Annotated in this window: 20 protein-coding genes; 5 read left to right on the top strand and 15 right to left on the bottom strand. The window is 55.2% G+C overall.

Features of this window, described 5'->3' with window-relative positions; genetic code table 11:
• Positions 1–44: 44 nt before the first annotated feature.
• The 3 genes from ACMGGS_RS17250 to ACMGGS_RS17240 are packed head-to-tail and all read left to right on the top strand — an operon-like array spanning position 45 to position 2,583.
• Positions 45–1,445, top strand: a complete 1,401-nt coding sequence (locus tag ACMGGS_RS17250) for a cytochrome ubiquinol oxidase subunit I (RefSeq protein ID WP_414163640.1) — start codon at positions 45–47, stop codon at positions 1,443–1,445.
• The gene (gene cydB, locus ACMGGS_RS17245) at positions 1,445–2,455 is read left to right on the top strand and encodes a cytochrome d ubiquinol oxidase subunit II (protein ID WP_414163639.1); all 1,011 of its coding nucleotides are present in this window, start codon (positions 1,445–1,447) and stop codon (positions 2,453–2,455) included. Before ACMGGS_RS17250 ends, cydB begins: the two co-directional genes overlap by 1 nt.
• Positions 2,455–2,583 (top strand): DUF2474 domain-containing protein, encoded by a 129-nt coding sequence (locus ACMGGS_RS17240; RefSeq protein WP_414163638.1) that lies wholly within the window; start codon positions 2,455–2,457, stop codon positions 2,581–2,583. The genes cydB and ACMGGS_RS17240 overlap by 1 nt, the downstream gene beginning before the upstream one ends.
• A gap of 282 nt (positions 2,584–2,865) precedes the next feature.
• Here the strand turns inward: ACMGGS_RS17240 and ACMGGS_RS17235 are convergent, their stop codons facing one another.
• Complete coding sequence (locus ACMGGS_RS17235) at positions 2,866–4,830, bottom strand: peptidase U32 family protein (RefSeq protein ID WP_414163637.1); 1,965 nt, start codon at positions 4,828–4,830, stop codon at positions 2,866–2,868.
• 71 nt (positions 4,831–4,901) lie between these two features.
• Positions 4,902–5,438 (bottom strand): helix-turn-helix domain-containing protein, encoded by a 537-nt coding sequence (locus tag ACMGGS_RS17230; protein WP_414163636.1) that lies wholly within the window; start codon positions 5,436–5,438, stop codon positions 4,902–4,904.
• Between the two features lie 62 nt (positions 5,439–5,500).
• On the opposite strand from ACMGGS_RS17230, the gene ACMGGS_RS17225 reads away from it, so the two are divergent.
• Entirely contained in the window at positions 5,501–6,694 is a 1,194-nt protein-coding gene (locus ACMGGS_RS17225) for a benzoate/H(+) symporter BenE family transporter (protein ID WP_414166303.1), read from the top strand.
• On the opposite strand, the gene ACMGGS_RS17220 is transcribed toward ACMGGS_RS17225, so the two are convergent.
• Positions 6,674–7,546, bottom strand: a complete 873-nt coding sequence (locus ACMGGS_RS17220) for a helix-turn-helix domain-containing protein (protein ID WP_414163635.1) — start codon at positions 7,544–7,546, stop codon at positions 6,674–6,676. The genes ACMGGS_RS17225 and ACMGGS_RS17220 overlap by 21 nt on opposite strands.
• Before the next feature lie 184 nt (positions 7,547–7,730).
• Between ACMGGS_RS17220 and ACMGGS_RS17215 the strand changes: the two genes are divergently transcribed.
• Positions 7,731–8,636 (top strand): DMT family transporter, encoded by a 906-nt coding sequence (locus tag ACMGGS_RS17215; protein ID WP_414163634.1) that lies wholly within the window; start codon positions 7,731–7,733, stop codon positions 8,634–8,636.
• Positions 8,637–8,681: 45 nt separating this feature from the next.
• Here the strand turns inward: ACMGGS_RS17215 and ACMGGS_RS17210 are convergent, their stop codons facing one another.
• From ACMGGS_RS17210 to ACMGGS_RS17155, 12 genes are all read right to left on the bottom strand, one after another.
• On the bottom strand, positions 8,682–9,347 hold the full coding sequence (locus tag ACMGGS_RS17210; RefSeq protein ID WP_414163633.1) for a DUF3313 domain-containing protein: 666 nt from the start codon (positions 9,345–9,347) through the stop codon (positions 8,682–8,684).
• Positions 9,348–9,515: 168 nt separating this feature from the next.
• Complete coding sequence (gene hxlB / locus ACMGGS_RS17205) at positions 9,516–10,079, bottom strand: 6-phospho-3-hexuloisomerase (RefSeq protein ID WP_414163632.1); 564 nt, start codon at positions 10,077–10,079, stop codon at positions 9,516–9,518.
• 18 nt (positions 10,080–10,097) lie between these two features.
• Positions 10,098–10,721, bottom strand: a complete 624-nt coding sequence (gene hxlA / locus ACMGGS_RS17200) for a 3-hexulose-6-phosphate synthase (RefSeq protein ID WP_414163631.1) — start codon at positions 10,719–10,721, stop codon at positions 10,098–10,100.
• Positions 10,722–10,738: 17 nt separating this feature from the next.
• Complete coding sequence (locus ACMGGS_RS17195) at positions 10,739–11,746, bottom strand: dihydroxyacetone kinase subunit DhaK (protein WP_414166302.1); 1,008 nt, start codon at positions 11,744–11,746, stop codon at positions 10,739–10,741.
• Positions 11,730–12,392 carry a dihydroxyacetone kinase subunit DhaL gene (gene dhaL, locus ACMGGS_RS17190; RefSeq protein WP_414163630.1) on the bottom strand — a complete coding sequence of 221 codons (663 nt, stop codon included), beginning with the start codon at positions 12,390–12,392 and terminating at the stop codon, positions 11,730–11,732. Before dhaL ends, ACMGGS_RS17195 begins: the two co-directional genes overlap by 17 nt.
• A 27-nt stretch (positions 12,393–12,419) precedes the next feature.
• On the bottom strand, positions 12,420–13,559 hold the full coding sequence (locus tag ACMGGS_RS17185) for a hypothetical protein (RefSeq protein WP_414163629.1): 1,140 nt from the start codon (positions 13,557–13,559) through the stop codon (positions 12,420–12,422).
• Positions 13,560–13,571: 12 nt separating this feature from the next.
• A complete protein-coding gene (locus tag ACMGGS_RS17180; protein ID WP_414163628.1) occupies positions 13,572–14,390 on the bottom strand; it encodes a PTS system mannose/fructose/sorbose family transporter subunit IID in 819 nt (272 codons plus the stop codon).
• A 7-nt stretch (positions 14,391–14,397) separates the two neighbouring features.
• The gene (locus ACMGGS_RS17175) at positions 14,398–15,135 is read right to left on the bottom strand and encodes a PTS mannose/fructose/sorbose/N-acetylgalactosamine transporter subunit IIC (protein ID WP_414163627.1); all 738 of its coding nucleotides are present in this window, start codon (positions 15,133–15,135) and stop codon (positions 14,398–14,400) included.
• 2 nt (positions 15,136–15,137) lie between these two features.
• On the bottom strand, positions 15,138–15,635 hold the full coding sequence (locus ACMGGS_RS17170; RefSeq protein WP_414163626.1) for a PTS sugar transporter subunit IIB: 498 nt from the start codon (positions 15,633–15,635) through the stop codon (positions 15,138–15,140).
• Positions 15,628–16,050: a PTS sugar transporter subunit IIA gene (locus tag ACMGGS_RS17165; protein ID WP_414163625.1), complete on the bottom strand. Its 423-nt coding sequence runs from the start codon at positions 16,048–16,050 to the stop codon at positions 15,628–15,630. Before ACMGGS_RS17165 ends, ACMGGS_RS17170 begins: the two co-directional genes overlap by 8 nt.
• A gap of 24 nt (positions 16,051–16,074) precedes the next feature.
• Positions 16,075–16,881: a sorbitol-6-phosphate dehydrogenase subunit gene (locus ACMGGS_RS17160; protein ID WP_414163624.1), complete on the bottom strand. Its 807-nt coding sequence runs from the start codon at positions 16,879–16,881 to the stop codon at positions 16,075–16,077.
• A gap of 114 nt (positions 16,882–16,995) precedes the next feature.
• Positions 16,996–19,602: a sigma 54-interacting transcriptional regulator gene (locus ACMGGS_RS17155; RefSeq protein ID WP_414163623.1), complete on the bottom strand. Its 2,607-nt coding sequence runs from the start codon at positions 19,600–19,602 to the stop codon at positions 16,996–16,998.
• Positions 19,603–19,725: the final 123 nt, after the last annotated feature.

Here is a 19,725-nt window from a genome sequence, read left to right as displayed (position 1 = left end):
ACTGTCTACCCTATGATCATCGTTATTCTGTTTCGGGGTAGTCCATGTTTGGTCTCGATGCGTTTCACCTCGCGAGGATCCAGTTTGCCTTTACGGTATCCTTTCATATTCTTTTTCCGGCCATTACCATCGGCCTCGCCAGCTATCTGGCGGTGCTCGAGGGGCTATGGCTTAAAACTAAAAACCCGGTCTGGCGCACGCTGTATCATTTCTGGCTAAAAATTTTCGCCGTCAATTTTGGTATGGGCGTGGTTTCCGGTCTGGTGATGGCCTATCAATTCGGCACTAACTGGAGCGGTTTTTCCCAGTTTGCGGGCAGCATTACCGGGCCACTGTTGACGTATGAGGTACTCACCGCCTTCTTCCTTGAAGCCGGTTTTCTCGGCGTGATGCTGTTTGGCTGGACCAAAGTAGGCCCGGGGCTACATTTCTTCGCTACCTGTATGGTGGCACTGGGGACGATTGTCTCAACGTTCTGGATCCTTGCCTCAAATAGCTGGATGCATACACCACAGGGGTTTGAAATCGTTAACGGCCAGGTTGTTCCTGTGGACTGGTTCGCCGTGATTTTTAACCCATCATTTCCGTATCGCCTGCTGCATATGACCATCGCGGCCTTTCTGAGCAGCGCCCTGTTTGTCGGCGCGTCCGCCGCCTGGCATCTGTTGAAGGGCAATAATACTCCCGCCGTCCGCACGATGTTTTCGATGGCGCTGTGGATGGCGCTGATCGTCGCGCCGATTCAGGCGCTGATTGGCGATATGCACGGCCTCAATACGCTTGAGCATCAGCCCGCTAAAATTGCCGCGATAGAGGGACACTGGGAGAACCGTCCCGGCGAGGCCACCCCGCTGCTGCTGTTCGGCCTGCCGGATATGGAACAGGAGCGCACCCGCTATGGCGTGGAGATCCCGGCGCTGGGGAGTCTGATCCTGACGCACAGTCTGGATAAGCAGGTTCCGGCGCTGAAAGATTATCCGAAGGAGGATCGCCCGAATTCGACAATCGTTTTCTGGTCGTTCCGCGTGATGGTGGCGATGGGCCTGCTGATGATGCTGCTTGGCGTGTTGTCGCTCTGGCTGCGTTATAAACGCCGGCTTTATGATTCCAGAACCTTCCACCGTTTTGCACTGTGGATGGGGCCTGCGGGTTTGATTGCCCTGCTCGCCGGGTGGATCACCACCGAGGTGGGGCGACAGCCGTGGGTGGTTTACGGTTTCCAGCGCACCATCGACGCCGTGTCCGCGCATGGAGAACTGCACATGAGCCTGACGCTGCTGGCATTCTTTGTGGTTTACTCATCGGTGTTTGGCGTCGGTTACGCCTATATCGGCAGTATGATCAAAAAAGGACCCCAGCCGTTCGACGAGCTTCCGACGCAGGGCACACCTGCCCGTCCGCTATCGGCGGCGGGTGAAGAGTTTGATACGAAGGAGAAAGTATAATGGGTATCGATCTCTCTATTATCTGGTTTGTGATTATCGTCTTTGCCACCCTGATGTATATCGTGATGGACGGCTTTGATCTGGGGATTGGCATTCTGTTTCCTGCCGTCCGCAGTGCGGAGGATCGCGATGTGATGGTCAACAGCGTGGCCCCGGTGTGGGACGGGAATGAAACCTGGCTGGTGCTCGGCGGCGCGGGGCTTTTTGGCGCATTTCCGCTGGCGTATGCGGTGATTATTGACGCGCTCACTCTGCCACTGACTCTGATGCTGATCGGCCTGATTTTTCGCGGCGTGGCGTTTGAGTTTCGTTTTAAAGCCACGCCATCGCATCGGCCTTTCTGGGATAAAGCCTTTATCGGCGGCTCCATTCTGGCCACGTTTAGTCAGGGCGTGGCGGTGGGCGCGGTGATCAATGGTTTCCAGGTGACCGGACGCAGCTATAGCGGCGGCGCGCTGGACTGGTTGACGCCGTTTAACCTGTTTTGCGGTGTGGGGCTGGTAGTGGCCTACGCCCTGCTCGGTGCAACCTGGCTGGTGATGAAAAGCAGTAATCCTCTTCAGGACCGAATGCGCTACGTCGGGAAAAAATTGCTGCTGGCGTTGCTGGTGGTGATTGCGGTGATCAGCGCATGGACGCCGCTGACGCATCCCGCCATTGCCGACCGCTGGTTCACGTTGCCCAATCTGTTCTTCCTGCTGCCGGTGCCGTTGCTGGTGCTGCTGTTCAGTTTCTGGCAATGGCGCTGCCTGAATAATCCACACAGCCACACCCGGCCTTTTTTGCTGACGCTGGGGCTGGTGTTCCTCGGCTTTAGCGGGCTGGGGATCAGCATCTGGCCGCATATTATTCCGCCGTCCATTACGCTCTGGCAGGCAGCAGCACCGCCGCAAAGTCAGGGCTTTATGCTGGTGGGTGCGCTGCTGATTATTCCGGTGATCCTGGTGTATACGTTCTGGAGTTATTACGTGTTCCGCGGCAAAGTACAGCACGGCGAGGGGTATCATTGATGCAACAACCGTTATTAAAACGCCTGTTCTGGCTGGTGGTGATCTGGGGCGGCAGCGTGCTGGCACTCGCCATAGTCGGTATGTTTTTCCGCCTGTTGATGACCGCAGCGGGGTTTAAGTCGCATTGAGATGGGGGAAGACGGTTAGCCCCGGACGGTGGTGATGCCGGGTGGCGGCTTCGCCTTACCCGGCCTACAAAATCCATAATATCAAGGAGTTACATAATAATCGTAGGCCCGGTAAGCGCAGCGCCACCGGGCAGGCGGTACATCTTTGGCACCATGAGCGCTGTGATGCCGGGTGGCGGCTTCGCCTTACCCGGTCTACAAAACCCATAATATCAAGGAGTTACATAATAATCGTAGGCCCGGTAAGCGCAGCGCCACCGGGCAACGCGGCGCGGGCCTGGACTATTTTCTCCCTGGCAGCGTTTTCACCAGTTCTTCGGGACTCACCGACGCCACCACACTGCCCGCCAGCGGCATCTTCAGTATGTGGTTTTTTATCTTACCGACCACATGCATCTCGCACGGCTTACAGTCAAAACGCAGGGTTAAAACCTCATCGCCATGCACCAGCTGCATCGGCGTGGCGCGCCCGCCTTTAACGCCGGTCACGCCTTTTGCCTGTTTCGGGCACAGATTAAAGGCAAACCGCAGACAATGTTTGGTGATCATCACCGGCACGTCGCCCTTCTCTTCATGCGCCTCATACGCCGCGTCGATCAACGTCACTCCATAGCGCTGGTAGAACGCCCGCGCTTTATGGTTATAGACGTTCGCCAGAAAGCTCAGATGCGTTTCAGGATAAACCGGCGCAGGCTGCGCCACCGCTTTACGCTGCCCGCGCTGGTAGCTCGCCAGCCGCGCCTCGTCCAGCAACTCTACCGTTTCGCGGCGCAGCTGGTTGAGCTGGCTGGCTGGCACAAATAACGCCCCCGGCAAGGTAATAGCGACGTTTTGCGCGTAGTAGCGCGTTTGCCCGAGCTTCGCCAGGCCGTCATGCAGGCTGGCGAGGGCTTTTTCCGCGTTGTTAGCCTCTCCGAACAGCCCTTCAAGCGTATGCGTCACGCTGACGCCATCCTCGCTGGTCAGGGTTAAAATAAGCTGTTCCTGCCAGCCCCCGAGTTCGATATCGACCGCAATCCGTCGCTCGCTGGAGGTCTTTAACAGCGCCTGTTGCCAGTGATGATCGAGGTTACGATTAAGCGGATGATGGGCACGCAGGGTCTGCATCTGCGCAGGCATCTCATTCGGCCAGACGCGATAGCGATTTTCCGTCAGCTTTTCCACGGTATTCGCCCGGAATCCGACGACCTCGCGCTTAATCATCACGTTAAGACCGTCGCCGTTGGCCAGCGGCACGGTCGCGTCAACATCCAGATGATCTCTGGCGACCTTTAAAACCTCTCCCACTGGCAGGCCGATAAATTTGGGCGAATCAAACGCGCCGATGTCGCCTTTACGCTGGTTGACGAAGTAATCGGTACTGCCGCGGTGAAAGGTTTTCTCGGTGGACGGAATAAAGAAATGTTCCGTGCGCCCCGCCGATGCGCGTGCCAGATCGCCGCGCGCCTCAATAATGGCATCCAGCATCTGCCGGTAATGAGCCGTAATATTCTTTACGTAGCTCATATCCTTATAGCGGCCTTCAATCTTGAAAGAGCGCACCCCCGCATCAATCAGCGCCGCCAGGTTGGCGGTCTGATCGTTATCTTTCATCGATAACAGATGCTTCTCATAGGCGACAACGCGTCCCTGATCGTCCTTAAGGGTGTACGGCAAACGGCAGGCCTGCGAGCAGTCGCCGCGGTTGGCGCTGCGCCCGGTCTGGGCATGAGAGATATAGCACTGGCCGGAATAGGCTACGCACAGCGCGCCGTGAACGAAGAACTCAATGGTGGCGTCGGTGGCCTGCTGAATCGCGCTGATTTGCGTCAGGTTAAGCTCACGGGCAAGCACGATCTGGCTGAAACCAACGTCGCCGAGAAATTTCGCCTTTTCCACGCTGCGAATATCGCACTGGATGCTGGCATGAAGTTCAATCGGCGGGATATCCAGCTCCAGAATGCCCATATCCTGCACAATCAGCGCATCCACGCCGGTCTGATAGAGATCGGTGATCAGCTTTTGCGCCGGCTCCAGCTCATTATCGTGAAGAATGGTGTTGAGAGTAACGAAGATTTTTGCGCCGTAGCGATGGGCAAACGGCACCAGTTCAGCGATATCGCGAAGCGAATTGCTGGCATTGTGTCGCGCGCCAAAACCGGGGCCGCCAATATAAACGGCGTCCGCGCCGTGCAGGATCGCCTCGCGGGCGATAGCGGTATCGCGGGCAGGACTTAACAGTTCAAGATGATGAGGTTGCAGGCGCATACAATCGTCGTTATCCGGAAAAAGAAAATGACGGCTATTGTAGTCAGAAGCCCACAGTTTCGAAACGGTTTTTACGGGGTTTGCGCGTAATGGATGAGCGAGTGAAACAGTACCGTTTCCTCTGTGCTGTTACGGTAGGCGTGCGTCTGGTCTCCCGCAAAGCGGATGCCGTGGTTAGCCGTAATGGTCTGCCACCTTTCGTCAATGCGCATCTCTAAAACGCCGCTAATCACCACTACATGCTCAATGACCCCTTTTTCATGCGGCGTGGATTCGCTGAACGCGCCGGGCGCAAGCGTGATTGACAGATGATCGAAGCGCAACGCCGCATCAAAGGGAAAGAGCGGCGTGATCACCATCGCCTGCTGCTGCGGATCGTAAACGGGGCGTGGGTCAGCCTGTTCAGGCACGATAAATACCGAAAACGGCACGTTCAGCCCGGTGGCGATTTTCCACAGGGTCGCCACCGTCGGACTGGATTCATGACGTTCGATTTGACCGAGCATCGCTTTCGAGACGCCCGTTTCTTCCGCGAGACGTGAAAGGCTCCATCCCCGCTGCTGGCGCAGGTTTTTTAAAGTTGTCGCCAGATAATCTGCAATATCCATTATCCCTCCTCTGAGGCCGCCAGTTTAGCACTTGTCCGCTATAGCGCACAGTGTTAGATTTTCTGGACGTTATAACGCACGGAGTAGCTATGCGCGGTTTCACATTTTATTTTCCCCCGCTGTTGGCGGGCTTTGTGGCAGTACTGGTGGGTTACGCCAGTTCGGCGGCAATTATCTGGCAGGCCGCCGCTGCTGCCGGCGCAAGCGATATGCAAATCGCTGGCTGGATGACCGCGCTGGGCATCGGCATGGGAATTAGCACGCTGGCGCTGACACTCTGGTATAAAACGCCGGTCCTTACCGCCTGGTCAACGCCCGGCGCAGCGCTTCTCGCCACAAGCCTTAAGGGCGTTTCACTGAACGAGGCGGTGGGCATTTTTATCTTTGCCAATACGCTGATCCTGTTTTGCGGCCTTACCGGCCTGTTCGCCCGCCTGATGAAGATTGTGCCGCCGGGGCTGGCGGCAGCAATGTTGGCAGGTATTTTGTTGCGCTTTGGCCTGCAGATGTTTACGCCGCTGCCGCAAAATATCGTGCTGTGCGGCAGCATGTTTCTTGCCTGGTGCAGCGTGCGTTTCATTGCGCCACGTTACGCCATTATCGCCACACTCGTCGTCGGCCTTATCGTGGCCGTCCTGAAAGGTGACGTTGTCACAACCAATTCTGCTGTTGCGCTTGTGATGCCGACATTTATTATGCCGCAATTTACCCTGTCCGCGCTGGTGAGCATTGGCCTGCCGCTGTTTCTGGTGACGATGGCCTCACAAAACGCACCGGGCGTCGCCACAATGCAGGCAGCAGGCTATCCCGTCGCCGTCTCTGCGTTAATGATATTTACCGGCGGGCTGGCGCTGCTGCTGTCGCCGTTCGGCGTCTATTCCATCTGCATCGCCGCCATCACCGCCGCGATATGCCAGAGCCCGGACGCCCATCCGGATAAAAATAAGCGCTGGCTGGCCGCTGCCGCTGCCGGGGTTTTCTATCTGCTGGCGGGCATCCTCGGTGGTTCGATCACCGCGCTGATTGCTGCGTTGCCGACAAGCTGGATTCAGATGCTGGCGGGGCTGGCGCTCTTCAACACGCTTAGCGGAAGTTTACATCAGGCGCTGATCCACGAGCGCGAGCGGGATGCGGCAATGCTCACCTTTCTGCTGACGGCCAGCGGCATTACGCTTTTCGGCGTTGGCTCCGCCTTCTGGGGGTTAATCGTGGGAGGCGCGTACAGGGCGCTAACATCACGCCTGCGCCGCGCGTAGCTCTGATGGCGTTGTGCCGAGCGCGCTTTTAAAACGGTTGCTGAAATGGCTGGCCGAGCTGAACCCACAGGCCAGCGCGATATCGGTGAGCGGCGTCTTTGTATGCCGCACCAGTTCAAGCGCGCGTGCCATTCGCCGCTGCATCACATATTGATAAGGTGCCATCTGCATCGACTGACGGAACATCCGCGCAAAATGGTATTCACTCAGGGAGGCGATGCCCGCCAGGTCGTTGAGCGTCAGCGGTTGCGACAGATTGGCGTCGATCCAGGCTAACACGTTGCGTAATACCGACGGTGCCAGCCCGCCTTTCACCGTGGGCAACTGCCACTGTACGTTGCTGTAGTGGCGAATTAAATGGGTCAGCAGCAGCGTCGAGGCGGTGCTGAGCGTCATCTGATTGGCCTGCTCGCGCCAGCTGTTGCCGAGCAAAAACTGCCGATAGACGGTTGTGATCTGCGCATCGCTGCCAAAGGTTTTTTCATCCAGCGTCAGGGAATGCGGACTCCGATCCCAGATCTTCTCGCCAATATCACGCAGGTGGGCATCGGTACAGTAAAGGTGCACAAACGACAGATCATCGCGGATATCCCAGCTTGACTCACTCTCTTTCGGCATCAGACAAAACCGATCCGGGCCGCCGCCATTTTTCCAGCCGCCCGCCGTTTTATGGTAGCTCTCATAGCCGTCAGCAACATACAGGCTCAGTGTATGATGGTCGCAATATTGCGTGATGTTATCGCGCTTATTCGACCATGCCGCCAGCCGGATACCGGAATTCAGCGCCACGGTATCGTGCAATACGGCTTTATGATTTCGCAGATTTTCAAATGCGCCGTAGGTTTCTGCCATCGCGTTACATCACCTGTGGGGGATCATTATTTCAGTCTATGGACAGGCTTTCTGAGATACCAGACCTGAGCACCGTCCCTCGTAAAAAAAGCGCAAGAATTTGCAAGTCTGCCGCAGCCCGCTGCAAGCTGACGCGCCGGGTACGGCGCATACTGCGTGCATTCAACATAACAGAGAACCATGTATGAACGCACTGCTTTACGGACTGGTAGTGGCGATCTGGGGCACGACCTGGATTGCTATTTTTCTTCAACAGGGGGATGTTCCCGCGCCAGTATCGATTTTCTGGCGCTTCGCCGTCGCCAGCCTGACGCTGCTCATTGTTTTAGGTCTGAGCCGCCGGCTGCGCAGGCTGGCCCTGCGGGATCAACTTTTCTGCGTGCTCCAGGGCTGCTGCGTTTTCGGCTTTAACTTCTGGTGTTTTTATACCGCCGCCGCGTGGATCAATACCGGCCTTGAATCGGTTATTTTCTCTATGGCGGTGCTGTTTAACGCCCTTAATAGCTTTTTGTTTTTTGGACAGAAGCCGTCGCGCCGCTTTTACATTGCCGCCGTGCTGGGGATGGGCGGGATCGTCACCCTGTTCTGGCAAGATCTGACGGCGACGGGGCTAAGCCGCACTCTGCTCTTCGGCGCAGGTCTTTCCCTGCTGGGGACCTGGGGCTTTTCACTGGGCAATATGATAAGCCTCCGTCATCAGCGTAAAGGGCTGGAGACAATGACCACAAACACCTGGGCAATGCTGTGGGGCACGCTGATCATGGGGGGTATCGCGTTATTACGCGGGGACAACTTTACCCCTGACTGGACGGTAAGCTATCTCGGCGCGATGCTTTATCTGGCCATATTCGGTTCGGTGATTGCCTTCGGCGCGTACTTTACCCTGGTGGGCCGCATCGGGGCCGGGAACGCGGCTTACAGCACGTTGCTTTTTCCGCTGGTGGCGCTGACCCTCTCTACGTTCTATGAAGGTTATATATGGCATCTGAATGCGGTACTCGGATTAGGGTTAATCCTTACCGGCAATCTGGTGATGTTCGCCAGACCCGTGCGCATCACAGGTTTCAAAAAGTTACAACGTCACGCATAAAGCCGCAAAAAAACCCGGCATCATGCATAGCCGGGTTTTTTCACTTTATTTTGTGACGTCAAACATCGTGGCGTCGGTCGCCAGATCGTCAACAACCTGTTTTAAGGTATCGGCGGTCATTGGCGTATTTTCATTGCTCAGGCTTTCACCCTCGCCCATACGTACCACTCTTACCACCGGCTTGTTGGTGGCAGCGTCAATCAGCTCGCCTTCGAAATAGAGGTGCGTATCCATAGTACGGTGTCCCGTAGCCATTTGCGTTCCCGCCACCAGCAGCGCCACCGGGATCACTTCATAGAATTGCAGCCCTTCTTTGCTGGCGTTTACACCAGCGATCGCGCCACGGAAAATCAGGGTATGTGGCCCCGGAGTCATCACCAGCGGTTTACGCTCGGCCGCCGCCGCTTTTAATTTCGTGTTGGTGTAGGTCAGCAGTCCATCCAGGACCTCTTTGCCCACCTGCGTCGTCGGTTTAGGAATCGGATAATAAGTGACCGGGCGGTAGTCAATGCTGTCGTAATTCGCCGCATTAAAATCCGGCGCAACCCAGCGTAAAATGGGTTTCCCGGTTGCCGATGTGGTTTCCTGCAAGCCAGAGTAGTCTTTCAAAAAGCCAGAATACTTCTCGGGCTGCGTCACTTTCGATGCACAGCCGGTCAACGCCAGCAGGCCGCAAAGGGCGGCGACTTTAAAAAGAGCTTGAGTACGCATGAATATGTCCCTGAATTGATTATTCAACATGTTAAGTTATAGCAAAAAGGCAAGCGGATGTTGTGACAAAAAAGGTGCTGGAGGCGGAAAATCTGGAGCTAAAGCAAAACGTCTCCTGCCCCAAAAATCAGGCCAGGAGACGCGTTTTACCCGGTTGATACGGACTCACTACTCAAGATTGGCGTGTCGACTGAACATCTGCGCATCGGTCTGCGCCGTTTTCTCCTTCAATGCGATCACCACACTGTCATAAATAAGCCAGCTCAACTGTTCAAACGAGGACCCGGTGGGCTGGATGGTCTCCGCCTTGGTGGAGGCATCGTCGCTTTTCGCCGTAATGCCCGGAATGCGGATGATGGTTCCGGCCAGCTGACCAATCGTATGCTGCGGATAAATGGTGAGCGTGGCGATCTCCGCGCCCTGCTTGTGCGCCTTTTGCGCCATCGTTACCAGGCTCGCGGTCTCGCCGGAACCGGAGCCGACGATCAGCAAATCCCCCTGCTGAATAGATGGCGTGGTCGGTTCACCCACGAACCAGACGCTAAAGCCCAGGTGCATCAGGCGGTTGGAAAAGGCCCGCGCCGCAAAGCCGGAACGTCCGGCCCCGGCAACGAAAACTCGTTTGGCCCGCATAATCGCCTCGCCCAGCGCGTTAACCGCCTCGCCGTCAATCTGCTGTGCGTCGGCCGTCAGTTCGGCCAGAATGGCCTGTAGATGTTGACACTGTGACATATAACCTCCTCAGGCGGCCTACATGGCGGCTTTGATTAAACGGGCTTCTTCAAGCGGATCCTGCGCCCGGGTGATGGCCGAGCCAACGATAATCACATCCGGCTTGAGGGCGACATACTGGTCGATGGTTTTGCTGTTAATCCCGCCGGCCACCGAAATATGCGCGTGTTGAGCATGCTGTTTCATGACCTTTAAATCTTCAATCGGCTGACGCCCGGCCGCCTGTTGATCGGCCCCGGTATGCACGGCGAAATGTTTTACGCCTGCCGCTTCCAGCTCGCGGATACGTGTGGGCAGATCGTCCACGCAAATCATATCAATCACCAGGTGACGCCCCGCCTCCTCCGACGCACGCAGGCAGGCTTTAACGGTCAGAATATCGGTGACGCCCAGCGCGGTGACATAATTCGCCCCCGCGTCAAAAGCCAGCTTGCTTTCGAAGTAGCCGCCGTCCATGATTTTTTCGTCTGACAGGATCTCCTTTTCCGGAAAACGCTGGCGGAAGGTGCGTACCGCGTTCATCCCTTCAGCGATCACAAACGGCGTGCCGATTTCGATAATATCCACGTATTGACGCAGCTTGTCCGCAAGGGCCAGCGCCTCGTCCAGCGGCAGTTCATCAAGGGCCAGTTGTAGTTTCATTTTCAGTTCCTTTTTCGTTACAAAGATGCCAGTCCCAGCGCTGAGGCCGGGAATGAAAGAAGGGATTTCAGGTTGTCATCAAGTTGCAGAAGCGTGAGGCACAGGCCGTTCATATCTAGGGAGGTGACGTAATCGCCTGTGTAGCTGCGCCAGACGGTATGTCCCTGTCGTTGTAGCGCCTCGATCACCGGGGCCGCCATCAGGTACTGCTCCATCAGCGGCGTAGCGCCCAGCCCGGAGATCATCACGGCAAATTCAGCGCCCGCTGCCTGTGGACCGAAATCCTCCAGCAGCGCCGCAACCATGGCGTCCGCGATTTTTTGCGCGCTCTCCAGCGGCGCGACGTATTGCCCCGCTTCGCCGTGATGACCAATGCCGAACTCATAGTGTCCGGCGTCGATGGTGAAATTCGGTTTTCCCACCGCCGGAATGGTGCATGGCGACAGCCCGACGCAGACGCTGCGGGTGTGCTGCGCGGTGTGTTCAGCGACGGCGATCACCTCATCCAGCGTTCCGCCGCGCGCCGCGACCGCGCCAGCGGTTTTCCACATCAGCACGCCGCCCGCGATACCGTGGCGTTTTTCCGCCGCGTTTTTAGGCGCGGAGGCGATATCGTCCCGCGCTTTGACGATGGCGACGCGTCGTCCTTCGTCTTCCGCCAGGCGGATCGCCATCTGCACGTTCATTGAGTCACCGGCATAGTTACCGAAAAGGCAGGCGACGCCGTTACCGCGATCCGCCCCGCGAATCGCTTCCAGAAACGCGGTGGGGCCAGGCGAGGAAAATACTTCGCCCACCGCGACGGCGTCGAGCAGCCCCTCACCCAGGTATCCGAGAAAAGCCGGTTCGTGACCGCTACCGCCGCCGCTGACCAGGCCGACACGGGCGGGTTCATCCGCGCCGCGTTTGCCGAAAATTACCCGCGGGTTAGCGATACTTGCCTGCACGCGATCGCCATGAACATGCAGGAATCCGCGCAACATGTCGTCCACAACGTTATCGGGATCGTTAATCAGCCGTTGCATCATTAGCCTCCTTATTGATCAGTAAAACCGCCTCATCGGCGAAAGCGGATAACAACAGCATGCAGGAGCCTGCGCCTGCATCGGGATGTCCCACGCTGCGCTCGCCGACCCGGCTGGCGCGTCCCACGCGGGGGTACATCTGACGAGTGTCATTAAAGCCCTTCTCCGCGGCCTGTTTCATTTTCAACAGGCTGGTGGCGCAGTGCTCTCCCGCTGCCAGCGCGTCGTTAAGGGTCTGCGTCGCCGGAACCAGCGCATCCAGCAGCGTTTTATCGCCGGGCATCGCGGTGGTGAGCGTTTGCAGATCGGCCAGCGCGCCGGAGAACATGGCGTGCAATACCGGTGCGTCAATGACCGCATGACCCGCAGATCCACGGCTGAGTCCACGGAACCAGATACCGTAAAGTGGTCCCATCGATCCGCCGATCTCCTCCATCAGCACCTGGCTGATAATCAAAAAGGCTTCGCTCATATTCATGGCGGGTTCAATTTTATTTTGCGCAAAGGTAAAGCCCTTGCTCATATTGATCCCGTGATCGCCGTCGCCCGCTGCGCCATCTATTTCGCTGAGCCAGACTTTATTACGCTGAATGGTTTCCACCATTTTCAAGGCAATAGCCAGCCCGTCTTTATTAGTAAAAGACATAAGCACCTCTTGTATTTTTAATTCAAATCAGGACATCATTCCGGCGTAATGAAATACTATACTGTCATGCAGGCGCGTATTTTCTTTAATACCGGTAAAGTGCGTAATAGCCTGACTGACATTATGCTCTGAAATATAACGTTGCAACTCCACGCTTTGCTCGTCTGCCGGATCGTAATAATGCAACGCTGCCGCAATCCCTTTCACTAAATAATCCGTTGGCAGTCCGGCTGCCTCGCACTGCTCACACGGCCCGGCCAGCCGATCGCCTGCCGCCAGCTTACGAACAGGCGAACGGCAGACGCGCTGTACCGTATCCACTACTCCAGGCGTACAGAAGCGATTAATTACAAACTGGATATACTCTTCCAGCCCGGCCAGGGGGAAAGCATATTTAACGTGCAGTAGCCTTGCCGTTTCGCGCATGCTTTCTTTAATTTCCGCCACCAGACTGTTATCGGCGAAAATCTGCTGCATGGTGTCGTAGCCTTTCAGATGCCCGACAAATCCCGCCCAGGCATGGCCACCGTTAATAATATAGAGTTTGCGCTCCAGATATTTTTGCAGGTTATCGGTATAAATCGCCCCGCGAAGGGGGTTACTTTCCGGGTCGATCAGCGCCCGGCGATCGATCACCAGTTCATAATCGACACCCACGTTAATCACGTCTTTACCGTCACGCTGCGCGGCGAGCACCATCCGGTCGACGGCGGTATCCGGAAAAGCGGCCAGTTCATCCACAGACGTCTCCCCCAGATTAAGCAGCTCGCGGCGCAGGATCTGGCCGTTAAACAGCGCGTTCTCACAAACGATAACGTTAATCTTCGCTTTTCCCGCCTGCCGTCTGGCCCGTAACCCGACAAGGAGCAGCGGCGCAATCTTACCGAGATTATCGGCCCACACGGCGGTAGTAATAAGATCGGCCGCGACACACTGGCGAATAATCTCCTCCCGCTGCGTCACGGGAGAAAGCGCCTGCTTAACGGGAATAAACTTTTGCTGGTACTCCTTTTCAATAATGTAAATATCATAGCCGCCCTGCTGATGCATTTGTTCATTCAGGTGGCTGTTGGTATCGACAAAAGTAATGTCATACCCCGATTCATTAAGCAGGTCGCCGATAAATCCCCGGCCAATGCTCCCTGCGCCAAAATGTAAAGCCTGCATACTTACGCTCCCTTAAAATATGCCAAGAAATGCCCCGATAATTGAAACGGCAATGATTAACACCATAATTATCGTGAAATTCTGATTACGCTTCAGTAGCCACCAGTAAATACCGAAGACGGCCAACAGCGGTAATATGCCGGGAACGATATTGTCGATGACCTGCTGAAGCACGAAGGGTTTGTTTTGCGCGCCGAAGCTCAGTTCCAGCGGCGTGCTGAGTTTGACGTAGGTTGACGACAGCGCGCCCATCATAAACAGACCCAGCGTACTCGCCCCGGTGATCAGCGTGCGGATATGGCCCGAATGCAGGATCTCGCGGATAGAGGCCTGACCCGCCCGGTAGCCGTAAGCCGCCAGTTTTCGACCGACGATAATCTGGATCAGCGGCAGGAGCAGCAGGAAAAACGCCCCCAGCACGCTGCCGTTGGTCGACAGCGTTACCGCCAGACCATAAATAATCGGTTTCAGCGTCGCCCAGTCAATCGAGTCACCGATCCCGGCCATCGGCCCCATTAATCCGGTTTTAATACCGGTAATGGTGTCATCATCAATATCCGCGCCGCGCGCTTTTTGCTCCTCCATCGCAATAACGATGCCATTAATCGGCGCGCCGTAGACCGCCTCGGTGTTGTAAAACACCAGATGCCGCTTGATGGCCTGTTTGAGATCTTCCGGGTCCGGATACAGCTTCTGCAAGATGGGCAGGATGGCGGTAGTAAACCCCAGCGCCTGCAACCGCTCATAGGAAATACCCATCTCCGCCACAATGTAGTAGTAGAGCCAGCTATTTTTGACGTCTTTTTCAGTAATCAGTTTGGTTTCCATCATCGGCTCCTTACGCTTCTTTGTTATTCTGGTAATACGAGATGAGCAGCACCGCGCTCAGGCCGAAGATGGCCGCGCCGAAAACCGGTATGCCGCTGAACTGGACGAGGAAATAGCCGATAAAAAACCACGGCAGCAGCGCTTTTTTGCCAATAACAAAAATGGTGAGCGCAAAGCCGAGCGCCGGAAGTAATCCGCCCGCCACGCTGAAGCCGTGGATCAGCCACTCCGGTACGCTGGCCAGGAAGGCGTTAATACTGTCCTTACCGTACATATTGGCGAGGAACGGCACCGGAAAACGGATAAAGAACCCCAGCACGGTCGGCCAGACCACCGCGCATAATTTAATTTGCCGGACGTTGCCCTCCTCCGCGTATTTGTCCGCCATATGCACAAACACGGCGTTGATCGTTTTTCTGAATTGATCGAGGAAAACGCCCATCACGCCGACCGGCACCGCGATTGCAATCGCCAGCGTCGGCGATAAGCCGGTATTCAGCGCCAGCGGAATGGCAATAAGCCCCGCCAGGCAGTCGTCCGCCGGTAAATTGGAGCCTGCGGCGACCAGCCCGATATAGAGGATTTGGATTGCCGCGCCAATAATTACCGCCTGGGTAACGTCGCCCATAATTAAGCCGATAATGACCGACGAGAATAAAGGCTGACGTACCGCGTGGGTTATCGCGTAGCCAATATCCGTTTTACAAATCCAGTACCAGATGCCCGTAAAAATTGCGACTTCTACCATGATTATCCCTCCAGCCGGGTAATGGCTTTATCCAGCGTTAACCTGACCTCTTCCGGGGTGACCTGAAAATAGACTTCAGCTCCCCTTGCCTGAATAAACTTCAGATCCTGTAAATCCTGATCGTCGATGGAAATACCGTTGACCACGCTGCGACGATTAACACCGCCGCCCAGCCCGCCGATTTGCACCGCCGGAAAATTCACGTCCTGCTCAACCAGGTGGCGCAGATTGCCAATTGATTTAAACAGCAGCAGGACATTGCTTTTGCCGTTGCTGTAGTCGCCCGCGCGCGCGGCGGAAAGAAATGCCTCTTCCGAGAGAACGTGCACCGCCACACCGGGCGGGGCCGCCATGACATAGATATCGGCGAGAAAACTGTCTTTCGACAGCTTATCGTCGACGATGACGATCTCGGTGGCCGCGATGATATTTCGCCATTTGGTAATGACCTGGCCATGAATAAGGCGAAAGTCGATTCGAACGAGTTTTATATTATTCATACTCTCTACCATGGGTTATTGAGGTGATGTTTTTAATGCTGTCGTTTCCAGCTGTTATAATTTTTGCGATGAGTTCCTCAAAGGCGACATCATGACGCTGCATTTCGGCTTCAATAAGCATTGGCAGGTTCATCCCACAAATGACCTGATAGCCTTTCTGTTTCGCAAATATCGCCGCAACGTTGGACGGCGTACCCGCGTAGATATCGGTAAAAATAATCACGTTCTGCGGCGCGCGTTCGACCAGCGCAGAGACATTTTCCAGCAACTGTTCCGGGGCCATACCGGGGTCGAGTGCAAAGCAGTAAATATTGTCAATTTTCCCTAAGATCATCTCACAGCTGTTTACCAGTTCCTTACCAAAATTGCCGTGTGAGATAACCACCAGCCAGGGCGGCATTATTTTCTGATCCATAAAATAATCCTGAAAAAAATAAGGTTAACCGCGAGACTTTCCTCCGGTAATATTGATCGTCGTGCCAGTGATATAGCTGGCTTTATCCGACGCCAGCCATATCACCAGATCGGCGATTTCCGTCAGCCGCCCCGGACGGCCTAAGGGAATTTTATGACTGTAATCTTCATCAATATCGGTAACCGCCACGCCGCGGGTATAAGCCAGCGCCTTGCGATGTGCCATATTCCCCATTGGTGTGGGTTCATTAATGCCCGGCGCAACCCCCACCACGCGTATGCCGAATGCCCCCAGCTCTTTGGCCCATGACAGGGTAAATCCGTGCACCGCCGCTTTGGTGGCCGCATAGCAGCTTTGTCCTTTGGAGCCTTCAATTCCCGCTTCGGAAAGAATATTGATAATGACCCCCGACTTTTGTTGGATCATCTGCCGGGCGCTTTCCTGCGCACAAATGAAAGTGCCTTTTTGATTTATGGCGATCATAAAATCAAAGTCGTCATCGCTAAGCTCATACTCCGGTGCCTGGCCGTAATAATCGACCAGCAGACGCGCCCGGTTGACGGCGGCATTATTGACCAGACCATCAATACGGCCATAGCGCTGCACCACCCCCTGCATAAGGTCGCGCACGGCCTGGCGATCGGTAATGTCACACTGCTGATAATCCACGCCCGCTATTTTCTGCTCTTGTGCCGGGATATGGAGATCGGCCACCACCACGCGGGCGTTATTCTGCGAAAGCCCCAGCGTTATTTTTTCGCCAATCCCGGAACTGCCGCCGGTGACGATAATGATTTTTTGATCGAGTGAAATCCACTGTGTTGACGCCATCTGTCTTTTTCCTCCGCTATACGACTGTCACAGAGGTAAATACAAATAGCGTGCCAGTTTTATTTTTGATTTATAATCAATCAATTACAGGTTGTGTGCAGGGCAACATTGTGTTTAAACACTGCCGTTGCTTTCCTTCAACACTAGCGATACTTCCGGCGCTATGGTGATCCACGGCTCCATTAGTTCATAAATCATCAGCGCTTCGGTGGTGGTCAGCACAATGCGATATTTATTGATCAGGGTGCGGAACGCTTCGGGAACCAGCGCCATAAACGCCTGCTGGTGCGGCGTAAGATCAAACTCATCGCGGTGCGAAAGCCCATCGTGCGTCAGCAGCCGTTCAATCATCGCCGCCAGATGCATAAACAGATTTATCCGCAGATAGCTTTCGAAATGAATGCCGTAGGTGAGTTCGAAAAATTTCACCACGTTCTCCACCTCGTCGATAATAATGCGTGGATTCAGGAAAGAGAGATGGCTGGCGACGCCTTCAAGAGTAAACAGAATGACGATTTCATCCACCATCCGCTGCATATCCTGAATTGGCATGATTTGCGAAAAGTAGTTTTTCCACAGCAGTTCAGGCTTTTCGCCGATCAGTTTGCGGGTGTTAATTTGCGGAATATACCCGGCGTCAATTTCAGTAGTGGTGATCAGCAGTCGGGTGCCATACAGCGCGCTGTCGGCTTTGGAGATTTTCCATTTCAGATCGTCATACTCCATTGTGACAATATCAATGGATTCATCCGTGATATAGCGGCGGGTAATTTCCTGTAGCTGCCGGGCGACGCCCTCACCGGAGATGCAGGAGATAATAATTTTATTGCCCTCGACGATACCGGAGTAATAGCGGGCCTCCACTTCCCACGCGCCTTTAATGCCGTCGACGATTTCTTTCATCGCCTGCTTGTGCTGTATTTTTCCGGCAATATCCAGCGCCATAGCGGTGCTGACGTTATTCATCACCAGCAGATCGCCCTGAATATGGAGTTTTATTTCACTGTAAATATCCTGTAGCGATCCCATATCGACCAGGATAATCATTCCGTTTTGCCCTTCGAGACGAATAATCCACTCCTTCAGGCGGTCGATAATCCCTCGGGTGTTAACCGATAAGGGCATATCAAATGCTTTGAGGTAAAAGCCGCCGAGCAGTTTATTGGCAGTTCCGGCAATGCTTGAGGCCGTGGCGCTGCCGTGAGAAACGATAATGCCCTGAATTAACGGTTCGGATTCAACCTGATGGCAGTATATGGCGGTGAGCAGCGGCTCCATTAAGGTGATTTGCGCTGGCGGAAAATGTTTCTCAAACAGCGTCACGCACTCCTGCGCCAGCAAACGGGCGCGCAACGGCGCATAGCCGGTGATCTCGTTCAGGTAGTTGACCGTTTCCGCTTCCACTGGCTCGTTCAACGACCATTGCAGGCAGTGAAAAACGGCTTTTTCCATTACCGGGCCGACGGAGATCCCCGTCAAGTCGCTAAATTCAACCAGTATATCCTTGGTTAACTGCCACAGCGTTCCCTGATAAAAGCGGTTAGCCGGGTGCTTACCGGATGGCTCTTCCAGCTTGCGGATAAACAGCGGCACGTTGGCGGTGCGGCAAAAGTTTTCCAGCAGATTGTCATCCAGCCCGGTGTAGAGCGCGGTCACTAACGGCGTGCCGGACTCCTCGTCATCGGCGCAGAAGGTCACCCTGTCTTTCTCATTGTGTCTGCCCGTCGGGCCATCAATACACATTCCGCTGCTTTTTCTCCGCGCCCAGGCGGAGGCGCAGAGCACTTTAATATGGTTCTTTAGCTCGCCGATATTTCCCTGCACTGGCGTGGCGATCAGCTGGCGGATCAGCGCATTGTCGACGTGGATATCCTGACGGAAGCGTTTGGCTTCATGGGAAAAAAAGTGGGAGATAAGCGTGAGTTGCTCCATAAAGGGCCGCGAGTCCCATGACGGCAGCATCACGGTAACCGGGATGCGGCGGCGGAACGTGGTCAGCAGAACATTGCTGGTGTTTTCGGTGGTGGCGAACACGAAACGCACCCGCGCTTTGCAGGGCTGGCGATTATCGCCGAGGCGGTAAAAATAGCCCTTATCCATAAACAGAAATAACTTTTCCTGATTCTCCGCCGACAGCCGGTGCACTTCATCAAGAAACAAAAAGCCGCCATCCGCTTCATCAAGGAGACCGGTTTTATTGCGCTCTGCGCCGGTAAACGCCCCTTTGACGTAGCCGAAAAGCGTCCCGGAAAGCAGTTCCGGGTTATTGGCATAGTCGGCGCAGTTCAGCTCAACCAGCTTCGCGCCGGGGGCCACCGCGCCCGTTTCACCGGCATATTGATGCAGGAGCTGCGCCAGATAGCTTTTTCCCACCCCGCTCTCACCAGTGACCAGCACCGGCAGACCGCCGTCCGGATAATTCACCGCCGCAACGCAGAGTTCAACCGCCGTTTTAAGGCTCCCCGTCGCGCCAATAAGCGAGCTGAAGGCCGCAGAGGGACTTTGTTCCTGGCGCGTAATACGTTGTTCGGTTAACCAGAAACGTACCGGACGCGTCGCCTCTTTGCGCAGATACCCTTCGTCGCAGAGTTGATTGAGATAAAGGCTGATAACGCTGCGGCTGGCGGAGGTAAAGTGTTCACAATCCTGAGTGGTAAAACTGCTCAGAGGCGTTCGCCAGGCGGCGTTAAGTTTATGATAAAGATCTTCTTTCGCTGACATAGTCTCCCCCGCGTATCCTTAACCCTGCGGGCACCATGTTGCTAAAGCCGCGCTTAAGCAAGCATCAGGAACCGTGAAACCAACCTGGCTCACATTTTCAGGCTACGCGCCAGGTCCGGGCGA

Origin of the sequence: Superficieibacter sp. BNK-5, from assembly GCF_047456055.1 — a bacterium.
Lineage (GTDB): Bacteria > Pseudomonadota > Gammaproteobacteria > Enterobacterales > Enterobacteriaceae > Superficieibacter.
This window is presented reverse-complemented; position numbering and strand designations above follow the sequence as displayed.